17 protein-coding genes are annotated in these 16,052 nt (G+C 69.1%); 8 read left to right on the forward strand and 9 right to left on the reverse strand.

Annotated features, from left to right (window positions below):
• Positions 1-23: 23 nt before the first annotated feature.
• The 7 genes from AC57B8_RS14325 to AC57B8_RS14355 form a co-directional block, all read right to left on the reverse strand.
• The gene (locus AC57B8_RS14325) at positions 24-1,022 is read right to left on the reverse strand and encodes a Bug family tripartite tricarboxylate transporter substrate binding protein (RefSeq protein WP_496479957.1); all 999 of its coding nucleotides are present in this window, start codon (positions 1,020-1,022) and stop codon (positions 24-26) included.
• A gap of 33 nt (positions 1,023-1,055) precedes the next feature.
• Positions 1,056-2,264 carry a CaiB/BaiF CoA transferase family protein gene (locus AC57B8_RS14330; RefSeq protein WP_354345833.1) on the reverse strand — a complete coding sequence of 403 codons (1,209 nt, stop codon included), beginning with the start codon at positions 2,262-2,264 and terminating at the stop codon, positions 1,056-1,058.
• A 62-nt stretch (positions 2,265-2,326) separates the two neighbouring features.
• The gene (locus AC57B8_RS14335) at positions 2,327-3,130 is read right to left on the reverse strand and encodes an oxepin-CoA hydrolase, alternative type (RefSeq protein ID WP_496479958.1); all 804 of its coding nucleotides are present in this window, start codon (positions 3,128-3,130) and stop codon (positions 2,327-2,329) included.
• Complete coding sequence (locus AC57B8_RS14340) at positions 3,127-4,269, reverse strand: acyl-CoA dehydrogenase family protein (RefSeq protein WP_496479959.1); 1,143 nt, start codon at positions 4,267-4,269, stop codon at positions 3,127-3,129. Before AC57B8_RS14340 ends, AC57B8_RS14335 begins: the two co-directional genes overlap by 4 nt.
• 12 nt (positions 4,270-4,281) lie before the next feature.
• Positions 4,282-5,490: an acyl-CoA dehydrogenase family protein gene (locus AC57B8_RS14345; protein ID WP_496479960.1), complete on the reverse strand. Its 1,209-nt coding sequence runs from the start codon at positions 5,488-5,490 to the stop codon at positions 4,282-4,284.
• Positions 5,491-5,630: 140 nt separating this feature from the next.
• Positions 5,631-6,821 (reverse strand): acetyl-CoA C-acyltransferase, encoded by a 1,191-nt coding sequence (locus AC57B8_RS14350; RefSeq protein ID WP_062478557.1) that lies wholly within the window; start codon positions 6,819-6,821, stop codon positions 5,631-5,633.
• Positions 6,822-6,853: 32 nt separating this feature from the next.
• Positions 6,854-8,989, reverse strand: a complete 2,136-nt coding sequence (locus tag AC57B8_RS14355; RefSeq protein WP_496479961.1) for a 3-hydroxyacyl-CoA dehydrogenase NAD-binding domain-containing protein — start codon at positions 8,987-8,989, stop codon at positions 6,854-6,856.
• Between the two features lie 157 nt (positions 8,990-9,146).
• On the opposite strand from AC57B8_RS14355, the gene AC57B8_RS14360 reads away from it, so the two are divergent.
• Complete coding sequence (locus AC57B8_RS14360; RefSeq protein ID WP_062478562.1) at positions 9,147-10,064, forward strand: LysR family transcriptional regulator; 918 nt, start codon at positions 9,147-9,149, stop codon at positions 10,062-10,064.
• Here the strand turns inward: AC57B8_RS14360 and AC57B8_RS14365 are convergent.
• Both AC57B8_RS14365 and AC57B8_RS14370 read right to left on the reverse strand, forming a co-directional pair.
• Positions 10,049-10,291: a hypothetical protein gene (locus tag AC57B8_RS14365; RefSeq protein ID WP_390346755.1), complete on the reverse strand. Its 243-nt coding sequence runs from the start codon at positions 10,289-10,291 to the stop codon at positions 10,049-10,051. The two genes, AC57B8_RS14360 and AC57B8_RS14365, sit on opposite strands and share 16 nt — an antisense overlap.
• Positions 10,292-10,338: 47 nt before the next feature.
• Positions 10,339-10,677 carry a Rieske (2Fe-2S) protein gene (locus tag AC57B8_RS14370; protein WP_447741036.1) on the reverse strand — a complete coding sequence of 113 codons (339 nt, stop codon included), beginning with the start codon at positions 10,675-10,677 and terminating at the stop codon, positions 10,339-10,341.
• A 174-nt stretch (positions 10,678-10,851) separates the two neighbouring features.
• Here AC57B8_RS14370 and AC57B8_RS14375 point away from each other — a divergent pair, with 174 nt between their 5' ends.
• The 7 genes from AC57B8_RS14375 to AC57B8_RS14405 all read left to right on the forward strand — a co-directional run bounded on the left by AC57B8_RS14375 (position 10,852) and on the right by AC57B8_RS14405 (position 16,020).
• The gene (locus AC57B8_RS14375) at positions 10,852-11,595 is read left to right on the forward strand and encodes a peptidoglycan-binding protein (protein ID WP_496479962.1); all 744 of its coding nucleotides are present in this window, start codon (positions 10,852-10,854) and stop codon (positions 11,593-11,595) included.
• Between the two features lie 148 nt (positions 11,596-11,743).
• Positions 11,744-11,953 carry a YgaP family membrane protein gene (locus AC57B8_RS14380; RefSeq protein ID WP_496479963.1) on the forward strand — a complete coding sequence of 70 codons (210 nt, stop codon included), beginning with the start codon at positions 11,744-11,746 and terminating at the stop codon, positions 11,951-11,953.
• A gap of 3 nt (positions 11,954-11,956) precedes the next feature.
• Positions 11,957-12,478: an RNA polymerase sigma factor gene (locus AC57B8_RS14385; protein ID WP_062478577.1), complete on the forward strand. Its 522-nt coding sequence runs from the start codon at positions 11,957-11,959 to the stop codon at positions 12,476-12,478.
• Positions 12,479-12,523: 45 nt separating this feature from the next.
• Positions 12,524-13,555, forward strand: coding sequence for a dihydroorotase (pyrC, locus tag AC57B8_RS14390; protein ID WP_496479964.1), 1,032 nt, complete (start codon positions 12,524-12,526; stop codon positions 13,553-13,555).
• Positions 13,555-14,391 (forward strand): NYN domain-containing protein, encoded by an 837-nt coding sequence (locus tag AC57B8_RS14395; protein WP_496479965.1) that lies wholly within the window; start codon positions 13,555-13,557, stop codon positions 14,389-14,391. Before pyrC ends, AC57B8_RS14395 begins: the two co-directional genes overlap by 1 nt.
• Before the next feature lie 58 nt (positions 14,392-14,449).
• The gene (locus AC57B8_RS14400) at positions 14,450-15,259 is read left to right on the forward strand and encodes an NYN domain-containing protein (RefSeq protein WP_496479966.1); all 810 of its coding nucleotides are present in this window, start codon (positions 14,450-14,452) and stop codon (positions 15,257-15,259) included.
• The gene (locus AC57B8_RS14405; protein WP_496479967.1) at positions 15,235-16,020 is read left to right on the forward strand and encodes a DUF3025 domain-containing protein; all 786 of its coding nucleotides are present in this window, start codon (positions 15,235-15,237) and stop codon (positions 16,018-16,020) included. Before AC57B8_RS14400 ends, AC57B8_RS14405 begins: the two co-directional genes overlap by 25 nt.
• Positions 16,021-16,052 lie beyond the last annotated feature (32 nt).

Here is a 16,052-nt window from a genome sequence, read left to right on the forward strand (position 1 = left end):
CGGCTGCGGACGGAGGCCGTGTCTTACTGGTTCGTGATCTTGTTGTCGCGAATCACCTTGCCCCAGCGCTCGAAGTCCTGGCGCATGCGCGTGGCGGTCTGCTCCGGCGTGCCGTAGGCCGCGAAGGAGCCCACGCTCTGCAGCTTCTCGTCGACTTCCTTGTCGGCCAGCGCCTTCTTCAGCTCGGCGCTCATGCGGTCGACCACGGCCTGCGGCGTGCCGGCCGGGGCCAGCAGTCCGCCCCACGAGGTGGCGTCGAAGCCGGGGAAGCCCTGCTCGGCCACGGTCTTCACGTCGGGCAGCAGGCTCACGCGCTTGCCGGAGCCCACGGCGATGGGGCGCAGCGTGCCGGCGCGGATGTGCGGGATCACGGCCACGAGGTCGGAGAACATCGCGGGCACCTGGCCGCCGATGAGGTCGGTCACGGCCGGGGCGCTGCCGCGGTAGGGCACGTGCTGCATCTCGAACTTGCCGATGTTCTTCAGCTGCTCGGTCGTCAGGTGGCCGAAGCTGCCGGCGCCGGCGGTCGTGTAGTTGAGCTTGCCGCCGTCGGCCTTGGCCTTGGCGATCAGGTCCTGCAGGCCGTTCACGCCGGGCAGGGCCTTCGGGTTCACCACCATCACGATCGGCAGGTCGTACACCGTGCCCACGGGCGTGAAATTCTTGAAGATGTCGTAGGGCACGGTGCCGTACAGGTGCGAGGCCAGCAGCGTCGGCGTGGCCAGCATCACGAAGGTGTAGCCGTCGGGTGCGGCCTTGGCCGCAAAGGCCGCGCCGATGGTGCCCGAGGCGCCGCTGCGGTTGTCGACCAGGATGTTCTGCTTGAGCGACAGCGACATCTTCTGCGCCACGATGCGCGAAGCCACGTCGGTCGGGCCGCCGGGCGGGAAGGGCACGACCAGCGTGATCGGCTTGGTCGGCCAGGCTTGGGCGAAGGCGCTGCCGGCCAGCAGGGGAAGGGCCAGCGCGAGCAGGGCGCGGCGCACGGGGTTGCGGGGGGTACGGAGGAACGGGAAGGCCATGGATTTCTCTTCAGGGATGCGGGCGCTGCCTACTTAGACAACGCCATTCGTTTTCAGCGCTGCCAGCTTTTCATCCGACAGGCCGAGCAGGGACTTCAGCACGTCGTGCGTGCCTTCGCCCAAAGTGGGCGGCGCGCTGCGCACGGGCAGGCGCTCGCCATCGAAACGGTAGGGCGGCGCCAGCACATTGACTTCGCCGGCCACCGGGTGCGGCTGCTTGGTCACCAGGCCGGCGTCGGTCGCGCGCGGGGAGTTCAATGCTTCCAGCAGGCCCAGCACCTCGCCGCAGGGAATGCCCGAGGCGTTGAGCTTTTCGAGCAGCGCGGCGCGCGGGCGCTTCGCGAGTTCGGCGTTCAGCTCGGGCAGCAGCGCCGCGCGGTTGGCCGAGCGCAGGATGTTGGTCTTGAAGCGCTCGTCGGCCGCGAGGTCGGGGCGCTCGATCACTTCGGTGCAGAAGCGCATGAACTGCGCGTTGTTGCCCACGGTGATCACCAGCGGGCCGTCGGCCGCGTCGAACACGCCGTAGGGCACGATCGACGGGTGCGAGTTGCCGTAGCGCGGCGGGTCTTCGCCCATCAGCAGCGCTTCGAGGCCGTAGTAGGCGGTGATCATCAGGCCGCAGTCGAACAGCGCCATCTCGATGTGGCGGCCGGTGCCGGTCTTCTCGCGCTGGTAGAGCGCGGCCAGCACGGCCTGCGCCGAGTACATGCCGGTGAACAGGTCGACGGCGGCCACGCCGAACTTCAGCGGCGGTTGGTTGGCTTCGCCGTTCAGCGCCATCAGGCCGGCCTCGCCCTGCACCACGAGGTCGTAGCCGGGGCGCGCGGCCTCGGGGCCGGTGCGGTCGTAGCCCGAGATCGAGCAGTAGATGAGGCCCGGGTTCTCCTTGCGCAGCTGTTCGTAGCCCAGGCCCAGCTTGTCGATGCCGCCGAACTTGAAGTTCTGCAGCACCACGTCGCACTGCTTGGCGAGGTCGCGCGCGATCTGCTGGCCTTCGGGCGTCTGCAGGTCGAGCGTGACGGAGCGCTTGTTGCGGTTCACGCTGTTGAAGTAGGCGGTCTCGGTCTTGCCCACGCGCAGGCCCCAGTCGCGCGTGTCGTCGCCGCGGCCCGGGTGCTCGACCTTGATCACCTCGGCGCCCATGTCGGCCAGCACCATGCCGCACCAGGGGCCGGCCAGGATGCGGGACAGATCGAGGACGCGCACGCCGGCGAGCGGCAGCGAGGAATTCAGCGAGGGCATGGGAACAACTCCAGGAAAACGAAAGACCCCCGCATCTGCACGCGGGGGAAGGGCGCGTGGCGTCAGGACGCGGCGCGGCGCAACGCGACGAAGTCGGCCTTGCGCTTGCCGAGGAAGGCGCCGATGCCTTCGGCGGCTTCGGCATCGGCCTGCGACGCCACCATATAGACCGCTTCGGCCTCGAGTTGTTCCTCGAGCGTTGCACGATGCGCCTGGCGGCACAGCGTCTTGATGCGTGCGCTCGCGCGCTGCGGGCCGTTGGCCACCTTGGCCGCGAGGGCGATGGCCTCGGCCAGTGCGCCGCCCTTGTCGGTCAGGCGGTTCACCGCGCCCATCGCATGCAGGCGCTCGGCCGTGAGGCGGTCGCCGGTGAGGCACAGCTCGGTGAGCAGCTGGCGCGAGACGAACTCCGCGAGGAAGGCCGTGGCGCCGCCGTCGGGCGTGAGGCCGACCTTGACGTAGGCCACCGTGTAGAACGCATCGCGCGCCGACACCAGCATGTCGCAGGCCAGCGCCATCGACAGGCCCGCGCCGGCCGCGCCGCCTTCGACGGCCGCGATCACGGGCTTGCCGCAGTCGCGGATCGCGCGGATCAGGTCGTGCAGGCCTTCGAGCTTCTCGCGGCGTTCGGCCTCGGGCAGTTCGCGGCGCTTGGCCAGCAGGTTCAGGTCGCCGCCCGAGCAGAAGAAGTCGCCCGCGCCGGTGAAGACGATGGCGCCCACCTCGGGGTCGTTCTGCGCATCGGTGAGCGCGGCCGACAGCTCGGCGTACAGCGTCGGCGTGATCGCGTTGCGCGCGGCCGGGTTGCTGTTGGTCAGGATGCGGACGGCGCCTTCCTGCGAGATGAGGACGGTCTTGTCCGTCATGCTGCGACCTCTTTGCCCAGAGCGATGTAGCGCTGCAGGTGGTGGTCTTCATCGCCGAGCTGGTGGTCGATCATCACGAGGCGCTTGGCGTAGTGGGGCAGCGGCAGCTCCCAGGTCATGCCGATGCCGCCGTGCATCTGGATGCTTTCTTCGGCCACCAGCGCGCCGATGCGGCCGATGCTGAACTTGGCGGCCGACAGCGCGCGCTCGCGCGCCACGCGGTCGCTGCCGTCGATGGCCGCGGCGGCGTTGATCACGGCCGAGCGGGCCTGTTCGATCTCGAGCAGCAGGTCGGCCATGCGGTGCTGCAGGGCCTGGAAGCTGCCGATGAGAATGCCGAACTGCTTGCGCGTGCGCAGGTACTCGAGCGTGGCGGTCTTGGCGGCTTCCATCGCGCCCAGGGCTTCGGCGCACAGCGCGAGCACGCCGCGGCCGATGGCGCGTTCCAGCGTGGCGGCGCCGTGGCCCTCGGCACCCAGCAGCGCGTCGGCGCCGAGCGTCACGCCGTCGAGCGTGAGTTCGGCCACGCGGCCCCCGTCGATCGCGGGGCAGCCGCGCACGGTGAGGCCGGCGGTCTTGGCGGGCACGAGGAACAGCGAGATGCCGGCTTCGTCGTCCACGTGGCCCGAAGTGCGGGCCGAGACCAGGAACAGGTCGGCCTGCTCGCCCTGCGGCACCACGGCCTTGGCGCCCTGGAGCACCCAGCCGTCGCCGCTGCGTTCGGCGGTCGTGGCCACGCGCGTGCGTTCGTAGTGCGTGTCGGCTTCATCGTGCGCAAAGGCCGCCACGGTCGCGCCGTTGACGATGTCGCCGATCTTCTCTTTCTGCGCATCGCTGCCGGCGGCGCTGAGCGCCTCGCCGACCATCACGGCACCCAGCAGCGGCTCGACCACGAGGCCGCGGCCCAGCGCTTCGAAGACCACGGCGATGTCGAAGCCGCTGCCGCCGAAGCCGCCGTCGGCTTCGCTGAACAGCGCGCCGATCACGCCGAGCTCGGCGAAGTTCTGGAAGATCTCCTTGCTGAAACCGTGCGCCGACTTCGCGATGCGGTCGCGCGCATCGAAGGCGTACTGCTCGGCGATGAAGCGGTTCAGGCTGTCGGCGAGCATGCGCCGGTCTTCGGTGTGTTCGAAGTTCATGGCGTCTTTCCTTTACAGGCCCAGGATCATCTTGGAGATGATGTTCTTCTGGATTTCGTTCGAGCCGCCGAAGATCGACAGCTTGCGGTTGTTGAAGTAGCGCGAGGCGGCGGCCTTGGCATAGGCCGGGCCGAAGGTCTCGCCGGTGAAGCCGTCCTGCAGCGCTTCGGCCACGAAGGGGCGGCCGTACACGCCCATGGCGCGGCGCGCGAGCGACGAGATTTCCTGGCGGATCTCGGTGCCGCGAATCTTCAGCATCGAGCTTTCCGCGCCGGGCACGCCGCCGCCGGCCACCGCCGCGATCACGCGCAGGTTGGTGGTCTTCATGTTCTCCAGGTCGATCTCGACGCGCGCCAGGCGCGCGGCAAAGGACGGGTCTTCGGCGAGCGGCTTGCCGTTCTTGGTCTGCGAGGCGGCGATGCCCTTGAGCTGTTCGAGCGCGGCCACCGAGAAGCCCACGCCCGCGATGTTGGTGCGCTCGTAGGTCAGCAGGTACTTGGCGCAGGTCCAGCCCTTGTTCTCTTCGCCCACGAGGTTCTCGGCGGGCACGCGCACGTCGGAGAAGAACACCTCGTTGACTTCATGCTCGCCGTCCAGCGTGATGATCGGGCGCACTTCCACGCCGGGCGAGGTCATGTCGACCAAGAGGAAGCTGATGCCTTCCTGCTTCTTCGCCTCGCGGTTGGTGCGCACCAGGCAGAAGATCATGTTGGCGTGCTGGCCCAGCGTGGTCCAGGTCTTCTGGCCGTTCACGATGTAGTGGTCGCCCTGCGCGTCGATGCCGCGCACGGCCGTGGTCTTCACCGCGGCCAGGTCGGAGCCCGCGCCGGGTTCCGAGTAGCCCTGGCACCACCAGTCGGCGCCGTTCAGGATGCGCGGCAACCAGTAGCTCTTTTGCGCTTCGTTGCCGTACTTGATGAGCACCGGGCCCAGCATGTTGACGCCGAAGGGCACGATGCGCGGCGCGAAGGCCAGCGCGCATTCGTTCTCGAAGATGAACTTCTCGACCGCGGTCCAACCCGGGCCGCCGTACTGCTCGGGCCAGTGGTTGGCGAGCCAGCCGCGCTCGTTCAGGATGGCGTGCCATTCCTGCATGTCGGCCTTTTCCAGGATCTTGCCGCCGCGCACCTTGTCGGACAGCCGCGCGGGCAGCTTGTTCGCCAGGAAGCTGCGCACTTCGCTGCGGAAGGCTTCTTCTTCAGGGGTGAAGTTCAGGTCCATGTCTTATCTCTCGGATGGAGGGTTGACGTATTCAAGTGGAACCCCGCGGAACCGGCTTTGCCGGGCCGCAGGGGTTGCCCCCGGAAGGGGGTTGGAGAAGCGACACGAAGTGCGCGAAGCCTGGGGGAGAGCGAAGGCTGTCAATAAATTTCGAACAGGCCCGCGGCGCCCATGCCGCCGGCGATGCACATCGTGACCACGGCGTACTTGGCGCCGCGGCGCTTGCCTTCGAGCAGCACGTGGCCCGTGAGGCGTGCGCCGGTCATGCCGAAGGGGTGGCCGATGGAGATCGCGCCGCCGTTGACGTTCAGGCGTTCCGAGGGAATGCCCAGCTTCTCCTGGCAGTAGATCGACTGCGAGGCGAAGGCTTCGTTGAGTTCCCACAGGTCGATGTCCTGCACCTTCAGGCCGTGGCGCGCGAGCAGCTTGGGCACTGCGAAGACCGGGCCGATGCCCATCTCGTCGGGCTCGCAGCCGGCCAGCGCCAGGCCGCGGAACGCGCCCAGCGGCTTCAGGTTGGCGCGCTCGGCGTCCTTGGCTTCCATCATCACGCAGGCCGAAGCGCCGTCGGACAGCTGCGAGGCGTTGCCGGCGGTGATGAACTTGTCGTCGCCCATCACGGGCTTGAGCTTGGCCAGCGCTTCGTAGGTGGTGCCGCGGCGGTTGCAGTTGTCTTCCGTGGCGGTGACTTCGCGGTGGGTGACCTCCTTGGTCTCCTTGTCGGTCACGGCCATCGTGGTGGTGCAGGCCACGATCTCGTCCTTGTAGCGGCCGGCCAGTTGCGCTTCTTCGGTCTTGCGCTGGCTCTCGGCGGAGAAGCGGTCCTGCGCTTCGCGGCTGATGTTGTAGCGCTTGGCGACGATGTCGGCGGTGTCGATCATCGCCATGTACAGCTCGGGCTTGTGCTCGACGATCCACGGGTCCAGGCTGAGGTCGCCACCGTCACCGGGGCTGCGGCCGCGGATCTGCGAGATGCTTTCCACGCCGCCCGCGATCATGGCCGGCGCGCCGTCCACGACGATGCGGCCGGCGGCCATGGCGATGGCCTGCAGGCCCGAGGCGCAGAAACGGTTCACGGTGGTGCCGGCGATGCTGATGGGCAGGCCCGAGCGGATGATCGACTGGCGCGCGATGTTGCGGCCGGTGGTGCCTTCGGGGTAGCCGCAGCCGAGGATCGCGTCCTCGATCAGCGCCGGGTCCAGGCCCGAGCGCTCGACCGCGGCCTTCACCGCGAACGAGGCCAGCGTGGCGCCGGAGGTGATGTTGAATTCGCCGCGGTGCGCCTTGGTGAGCGGGGTGCGGGCGGTAGAAACGATGACGGCTTCACGCATGGGGTTGTCTCCTGGACGGTGGGCTCTAACGGTTACTCGGATTGATTCAGGCTTGCGAAATCGGCGCCGCGTTCGACCAGCTCCACGAGCAGCGGCGACGGCTTCCAGAAGATCGGGTCGGCCTTGGCGAACTCGCGGATGTCGGCGAGCACCTTGGGCAGGCCCACGGTGTCGGCGTACTTCATGGGGCCGCCGCGGTGGCGCGGGAAGCCGTAGCCATAGAGGAAGGTCACGTCCACGTCGAGCGGGCGCAGCGCGATGCGCTGCAGCACGACATTGGCGCCTTCGTTGACCATGGCGGCCATGTAGCGGCGCATGATTTCTTCTTCGGTGAAGCTGCGCGGCGTGATGCCGGCGCGCTCGCGCTCGGCGTCGATGATGGCCAGCACCTCGGGGTCGGGCACGCCGGTGCGCGCGCCTTCGGGGTACAGGTAGTAGCCGCGCTGCGTCTTCTGGCCGAACCAGCCGCGTTCGCAGATGCGGTCGGCCACCTGCACGTAGCGCGCCTGTGGGTCGCGCGTGGCGGCCTTGCGCTTGCGCGTGGCCCAGCCGATGTCGCCGCCGGCCAGGTCGGACACCTGGAACGGGCCCATCGGGTAGCCGAAGTTGCGCACGGCCGCGTCGATGTCGTAGGGCGATGCGCCGTCTTCCATCATGTGGTCGGCGGCCTGGCGGTACACGGCCAGGATGCGGTTGCCGATGAAGCCGTCGCACACGCCGGCGCGCACGGGCACCTTCTTGAGCTTCTTCGCGAGCTCGAAGCCGGTGGCGACCACGTCGGCGCTCACCTTGGCGGGCACCACGATCTCCAGCAGCTTCATGATGTTGGCGGGCGAGAAGAAGTGCAGGCCCACCACGTCCTGAGGACGGGAGATGCTGGCGGCGATCTCGTCGATGTCCAGGTACGAGGTGTTGGTGGCGAGCACGGCGCCCTTCTTGCACACGCGGTCGAGTTCGGCGAACACGGCCTTCTTGACGCCCATCTCTTCGAACACGGCCTCGACCACGATGTCGACGCTGGCGAAGGCGTCGTAGCTGGTCGAGCCCGAGAAGCGCGCCATCACGGCGGCCTTGGCCTCGGGCGTCATGCGGCCCTTGGTGATGAGGCCGTCGTACACCTTCTCGACGTGCGCACGGCCGCGCGCGAGGCTGGGCTCGTCGCGCTCGACCATGGTCACGGGCAGGCCCGCGTCGAGCATGGCCACGGCGATGCCCGCGCCCATGGTGCCGCCGCCGACGATGCCGGCCGAGGCGAGCGCGCGCGGGCTGGCCGAACGGGTCTCGGGCGCCTTCAGCACTTCGCGCTCGGCGAAGAAGGCGTGGATCAGGCCGGCGCGCTGCGGGCTGTCGATGCACTGCAGGAACAGCTTGCGCTCCAGCGCCATGCCTTCGTCGAAGGGCAGCGTGAGCGCGCCTTCGACGGCTTCGATGATCTTCATCGGCGAGAACAGACCGCGGCTCTTCTTGGCGGTGTCGGCGCGCGCGGCCTCGAGGGCGGCGCGGGCGGCTTCCTTGTCGGCCAGGCCGGCGGCTTCGCGCGTGCGGCGGACCGGGGCGTTGGCAGCGACCAGTTCCTGCGCGTAGGCGAGGCCTTCGGCGCGCGCGTCGGCTTCAGCGCCGAGGCGGTCGACGAGGCCGAGCGACAGTGCTTCCTTGGCGCCCGCATGGCGGCCGCTGAGCATCAGTTCGAGCGCGGGCTTCACGCCGATCAGGCGCGGTGCGCGTTGCGTGCCGCCCGAGCCGGGCAGCAGGCCCAGCGCCACTTCGGGCAGGCCCAGCTTGGCGGTGGGCGCGGCGAGGCGGTAGTGCGCCGACAGAGCGATCTCCAGCCCGCCACCGAGAGCGGCGCCATGGATGGCGGCGACCACCGGCTTGCTGCAGTTCTCGATCTTCAGGCAGACCTCGGGCAGCGAGGGCTGCTGCGGCGCCTGGCCGAACTCGCGGATGTCCGCGCCGGCGATGAAGTTGCGGCCCGCGCCGACGATCAGCACGGCCTTGGCGCCGCTGTCGGCCTCGGCCGCGTCGATGGCGGCGGCCAAGCCGCGGCGCACGTCCACGCCCAGGGCGTTGACGGGCGGGTTGTCGATGGTCACCACGCACACGTCGCCTTGACGCTGGAAGGTGACGGGACCGTTGGACGTGGAAGGGCTGGGAGTGGGGGTGGCCATGTGCGTGTCGCTTGTCTCTTGCTTGCGTGGCAGGCCCTCGTGAAGTCTCGAGGGGTCCGGGGCTCTGGGGAGCCCTGCATTCTTGGCCGCCATCGCTGCTTTGACAATTGCATAGGTGGTTGACAGACTGTCAAAGAATTTTTGACACAATCCGCCCATGGACCTGCAATCGCTCACCCTGCTGGTAGAAATCCTTGACGCGGGCAACCTGAGCGCGGCGGCGCGCCGGCTCAAGATGACCCGCGCCAACGTCAGCTACCACCTGAACCAGCTGGAGCGCTCGGTGGGCGCGCAGCTGATCCGGCGCACCACCCGGCGCGCCGAGCCCACCGAGATCGGCCTGCGGCTGTACCAGCATGGCGTGGCCATCCAGGGCGAGCTGCTGGCGGCGCGCGAGTCGGTCACCGCGCTGGGCGAGGGCCTGCAGGGCCGCGTGCGCCTGAGCGTGCCCAGCGGCTACGGCCAGCTCGTGATGGCCGACTGGCTCATCGACTTCAAGCGCCAGTACCCCGGCATCGTGCTCGACGTGGTGTTCGAGAACCGCATCGAGGATTTGCTGCGCGACGAGGTCGACATCGCCATCCGCGTGATCCCCGAGCCGCCGCAAAACCTCGTGGCGCGCGAGATGGGGCCGGTGCGCTATGTGGCCTGCGCCACGCGCGCGTATGCCGAGCGCCACCCGTTGCCCGTGCAGCTCGACGCGCTGCGCGCCACGCCAGTGGTGACGGCCGCCGTCATCGGACGGCAGCTGCGCATCTCGGCCTACCAGGGCGAGACGCGGCGCGAAGTGATCCTGGAGCCGACGCTGATCTCGGAGAACTTCCTGTTCCTGCGCCAGGCCATCCTCGCGGGCCTGGGCGTGGGCCTCGTGCCCGACTACGTGGTGCAGGAAGACGTGCGCCGCGGCGACGTGGTGACCACGCTGGACGACTGGCGCCTGTCGATCTTCGGCACCCAGATGTTCATGCTCTACATGCCGAACCGCCAGCACACGCGGGCGATCCGGACGTTCATCGATTTCATCCTGGCGCGGGTGCGGCCGGAAGAAGCCGAAGAAGCTCAGTCGCAGCGGTAGACGACTTCTCCCGCCGGCACGCCCTGCGCCGGCACCTCCGACAGCGTGCTGCTCAGAAAGCGCATCGGCGCGCCGAAGTTGCGGCAGTAGTTCTCGGCGTCCTGCGCCGTGGGCGACTTGAACACGCCGTCGGCCAGGAAGGTGACGCGCGGCGCGGGTCGCGAGACGCAGCCCGCGCCGATGAGCAGGGCCGGAACGAGAACGGAGAAAGCAGCGAATCGGCGCATGGGGCAGGGCGGAAAGAAGAGGCCGCGACTGTAGCCGCTCGGCGGCCTCAGTCGGCCAGCCACACGCTGCCGTCCGCCGCCTCGCGCAGCGCCAGCGGCGTGAGGCGCGCGCCGCGGCAGGGGCCGCCCACGCAGCGCCCGGTGTCGGGCTCGAAGATCGCGCCGTGCCGCGCGCACATCAGGTAGCGCCCGGAGCTTTCGAGGATCTGGCCTTCGAAATCGAGCGGGCCGCCCGCGTGCGGGCACTGGTTCAGGTAGCCGTGCACGGCGCCCTGCCAGCGCACCGCGAAGGCCGGCGCGCCGCCGGGCGCGGTGAACAGGGCCGCGAGGCCGCCGTCGGCGAGGTCGGTGGCGATGGGCTGGGCGGTCGGGGCGGGCGCGGTCATGGGGAGCGAGCCTACCAAGGTCCGCCACGGGGCTGGCGCTGGGGGGCAACCCCGCGTCATCACATGTTTCGGCTATGTCATCCGACCAATAGACGCAGGGGCGTGCCGTTTTCACAATGCATCCGCTCGCTTTCCTTCGTCCGTGCATCCTTGTGTCAAGGGGGATTCCCACCGATGAGCACGCTGAAACAGGGCTGGCGCGGGGCCGATGTCCGTCGCCTGCAGGAGGCCCTGAACCGCAAATTGCAGCCCAGCCCCGGCCTCGCGCCCGACGGCGACTACGGCCCCGTCACCCGGGCGGCCGTGCTGCGCTTGCAGGCCGCGCACTGGCTGTGCGAAGACGGCGAAGCCGGCCCCTGCACCCGCAACGTGGCCTTCGACAACGAAACCCACGCCCCCCTGCTGCACCCCGTGGCGCTGATCCCGCAACCGGCGCCCGCGCTGTGCTGGGCGGCGGCCACCGCGATGCTCACGCGCGCCACCGTGCAGACCGTGCTGGCGCGCACGCCCTGCGAGCTGATGGGCGCCGACGGCGCCTTGCGCCGCTGCGTGGACAGCGACCGCCATGCGCAGGGCAGCCGCGATGACGACGACGACAACCGCCGCTTCGCCGCCGCGCACGGCCTCACGCTGCGGCCCCACGGCCCGTGGACCGTCGCCGCGCTGCGCACCGCGCTGCACGCCGGGCCGCTGATGTTCGACCTGCGCTGGGGCGCCAAGGGCGGCGCGCCCGCCGGCCAGCCGGGCCACATGGTCGTGCTCGCGGGCATCCGCGGCGACAACGACCCCGGCGGGGGCGGCACCACGCTGCGCCTGTTCGACCCCTGGCCGCCGGGCCGGGGCGCGCGCAGCTCGACCAGCCATGTGCGCTGGATGCAGGCCGTGGCCGACCGCATCTGCGGGGTGTTCCAGCGGTAGTGGCGCCTGGCTGCCGTGGCCGTTGGCACCGGGGCATGAAAAAATCCTGACTTTCCGCGAACCGTTTCGGCGGGTGGCCGCCTCTTTCCATGCGGGAGGGGCGTTCTGTTCCCCCGCATTCACACGTCACGGATCGAAGGAAACCACCATGCTCTACGTCAAGAATGTTCCCGGCTGGGAACGCGCCCTGCGCATCGCCCTGGGCCTCATCGGCCTCGCCTTCGCCGCCATGAACTGGCCGGCGGACGTCCTGGCCGTCGCGGTCGGCCTCGTGGGCGCGATGCTGGCCCTCACCGGGCTGGTCGGCTTCTGCCCGATGTGCGCGATGGTCGGGCGCACCCTCGACAAGGGCCACTGACCCATGGCCACCGCAGCGATCGACCGCACCTGCCTGATACTGGCCGCGCAGACCGGCGACCCCGTCGCCCTCGAAGGCCTGCTCGCCGCCTGCCAGACCGACGCGCGCCGCTACGCCCGCCGGCACTGCCAGGCCAGCGACGTGGACGACGCCGTGCAGGAATCGCTGCTGGTGGTCGCGCGCCGCGTGCGCGGGCTGCAGGCGGCCGCGGCGTTCTCGTCGTGGCTGTTCACCGTCATCCGGCGCGAATGCCTGCGCCTGCAGCGCGCGATGTTCCGCCACGACCCGCTCGACGAAGACACCGTCGAGCGCCAGCTCGCGGCCCGCAGCGACCACGCGCTGCGCATCGACCTGGCCCACGCGCTCGAATCGCTGCCGGCGCACTACCGCGAGGTCGTGCTGCTGCGCGACTTCGAGGAACTCACCATCGCCGAGATCGCCGAGCGCTTGGGCGAGCCGCCGGGCGCCGTGAAGAGCCGGCTGCACCGGGCGCGCCTGCTGGTGCGCGAGTACCTGCTGGGGTAGCCCGGGGGTGCTCCAGTCGAGGGGCGATGCGACAATCTCGCCGCAATGACAGACACCCTCACGATCACCCGCCCAGACGACTGGCACCTGCACGTGCGCGATGGCGCCGCCCTCGAAGCCGTCGTGCCCCACAGCGCCCGCCAGTTCGGCCGCGCGCTGATCATGCCGAACCTGCGTCCGCCCGTGACCACCGCCGCCCAGGCCGTGGCCTACCGCGACCGCATCCGCGCCGCCGTGCCCGCGGGCACGTCCTTCGAGCCCGTGATGTCGCTCTACCTGACCGACAAGCTGCCGCCCGAAGAAATCGCGCTGGCCGCCGAAGCCGGCGTGCGTGCGCTCAAGCTCTACCCGGCCGGCGCCACCACCAACAGCGATGCCGGCGTGACCGACATCCGCAAGACCTACAAGACGCTCGAGGCCATGCAGAAGCACGGCCTGCTGCTGCTGGTGCATGGCGAGGTGACCGACCCGGCCATCGATCTGTTCGATCGCGAAGCCGTGTTCGTCGACCGCGTGATGATCCCGCTGCGCCGCGACTTCCCCGAACTCAAGGTGGTGTTCGAGCACCTCACCACCAAGGAAGGCGCCCACTACGTGCGCGACGCCGACCGCTTCACCGCCGCCACCATCACGGCGCACCACCTGCTGTACAACCGCAACGCCATCTTCACGGGCGGCATCCGCCCGCACTACTACTGCCTGCCCGTGCTCAAGCGCGAGACGCACCGCGTCGCGCTGGTCGAGGCCGCCACCAGCGGCAGCGACCGCTTCTTCCTGGGCACCGACAGCGCGCCGCACCCCGCGCACCTGAAGGAGCACGCATTGGGCTGCGCCGGCTGCTACACCGCGCTCACCGCCATCGAGCTGTACGCCGAGGCCTTCGACAGCGTGAACGCGCTCGACAAGCTCGAAGGCTTCGCCAGCTTCCACGGCCCCGACTTCTACGACCTGCCGCGCCACACCGACACCATCACGCTGAAGCGCGAAACCTGGACCCTGCCCGAGACCGTGCCCTACGGCGAAGCTACGCTCAAGCCGCTGCGCGGCGGCGAGACGGTGAACTGGAAGCTCGTGTAATGGCCGTTGTCGGCACGCCGACGAGCACCACGGCCAAGAACATGGCCGTGTTCATCGATGCCGACAACCTGAACGATCCCACCGCACTCGATCACGTCCTGCTGGCGCTGCGATCGATGGCTGATCGTGTCATCTACAGGCGTGCCTATGGACGGCCGGAGAGCCTCAAGAGCATCCACGCCGTGCTTTGGAAGCATGGTGTTCGGCCGGTGGCGAACCTGATCGTCGACAAGACCACGACAGACAGCGCGCTGGTGATCGACGCCGTGGAGGCCGTGTGCACCAACGACATCGATATCGTCGCGATCTGCTCGGGTGACGCGGACTTCGTGCCGCTCGCCATCTGGTTGCGGGAGAAGGGGCGCAAGGTTCTTTGCTACAGCCTGGCCAACAAGATATTCGCAAACCCCGACAGCTTCTACGACGATGTTGTGCTGCTGGACGTGGTCGAAGCGCCGCCTCTCTTGGAGGTTCAACCCGAACCGAAACCTGCGCAGGACAGCGTGACGCTGCCGGATGCTCCGCCGGTCTTGCGCTCGTTGCCCGAGATCAAGCCGCTGCCCGAGATCAAGCCGCTGCCCGTGGCGCGAAAGACCCAAGAGCCGACGCAGGCCAAGGCATCGGCGACCGGAGCGCCATCTCTCAAGAAGATTCTTTCGATCCTTCCTGAGCTCAAGACCAAAGAACCGGTGCATCTGAGCTTGATCGCCAAGAAGCTGCGTGACGCTGGGTTGCTCACGGGGACTTCGAAGCCGGTGCTGCTTTTTCGCCGGCATCCTGCGCAATTCGAGTTGATGCCCAAAAGCCAGCCGAACACGGTGAGATATCGGGGCTGAGTGCCCCATCGCTTGCACGGTGATTGCCATGCAACCGCCAACCAATTACCAGAATCCTATGACCTCTAATCCTCTTGTGATGCTGCTGATCGACGCCGACAACGTCTCGGCCGACGTGATCGAGCAGGCCGTGCAGCGCACGATGGAAGACTTCGGCGCCATCCACGTGCGCCGTGCGTACTGCAATGCCGAGATGGCCGTGAACCGCCAGGCGCTGTTCAAGCGGCTGTCGGTGCGGCCGATGGTGAATCTGTCGGCGGGCAAGAACAGCACCGACATCGCGCTGGCCGTCGATGCCATCGACCTCGTGATCGCCGAGCGGCCCGACGTGGTCGTGCTGGTGTCGTCCGACTCCGACTTTGCGCCGCTCGTGATCCGCCTGCGCGAAAAAGGCTGCCGCGTCTGCGGCATCGGCCAGCAGGGCAAGACCGGCGAAGAGACCGTTGGCGTCTACGACAGCTTCATCGACATTCCGCACCACGGCGTGAAGCCGGCCGTGCGCACCGCGCCGGCCAAGAAGACGACCGCTGCCGCGAAGAAGGCGCCGGCCGCCAAGACGGCGCCCGCGAAGAAGGTGGCCGCCAAGACCGCGCGCAAGACCGCGGCCAAGACGGCCAAGCCCGCCGCGCCGCCCCCACCGCCACCGGTGCCTCCAATCTCCGAAGCGGCCGAGTTCATCCTGCAGGCCATGCCCGCGCTGCGCCGCGGCACCGACGTGCCGCTCAACGACGTGGCCAAGGCCCTGCGCACCGCCGGCCTGCTCAGCAAGAGCGGCAGTTCGCTCAAGCTGTTCGACAAGCTCACGGCCGAGTTCGCAGTGATGCAGCATCCCGACCGCATCCGATGGACGGGGGCGTCCGCGCCTTGAGTTCGGCCCTGCCGGCGGTCGCGGCCATCGAGTGGGCCGCACCCTGGCTGGCCCCGTACCGCGACCCCGGCGAAGCCGTGGCGCGGGCCATTGCACAGGGCGGCACCGTCGCCGCCGCGCTGCAGGCGGCCAAGCCACCTGCCGTGCCCGACTTCGTCACGCAAGACGCGCTGCCCGAAGGCCAGGCCTACGAGGCCCACATCTTCCGCACGCGCACCGTGCCCACGCGCGACAACCTGCACGACTTCTTCAACGGACTCGCCTGGCTGGCGTTTCCTGAAACCAAGCGCCGGCTCAACGAACTGCAGGCCACCGAGATCGCACGCGCCGGCGTCGGCGCCACGCGCGGACCGCTGCGCGATGCGCTCACGCTGTTCGACGAGAACGGCGCCGTGCTCGACGCGCCGCCTGCGTTGTGGGAGGCGCTGATCGCGCGCGACTGGCAGGCGTTGTTCGTCACGCAGCGCAGCCTGTGGCATGACGCACGCCTGCTGCTCTTCGGCCATGCGCTGCTCGAAAAGCTGGTGACGCCGCGCAAGCCGATCACCGCGCATGTGCTGTTGACGCACCGTGCGACCGGTGCCGCCGCTTTCGACGATGCGGCAATCGCACGGAGCATCGGTGCGAAAAGGCTCGAAGCCAAGCCTTTCGTTCCGCTGCCGGTGCTCGGCGTGCCCGGTTGGTGCATCGAGAATGACGCGGCTTCGTTCTACGCCGACCCGCAGGTCTTTCGACCCTTGCAGGGCTTGTCGGCAGGCTGAAGCCACGCCAGCACGCACGGGTTCGGGAGGGC

The sequence above is a fragment of the Variovorax sp. BGA-UO-ETr-C22 genome (assembly GCF_059567965.1).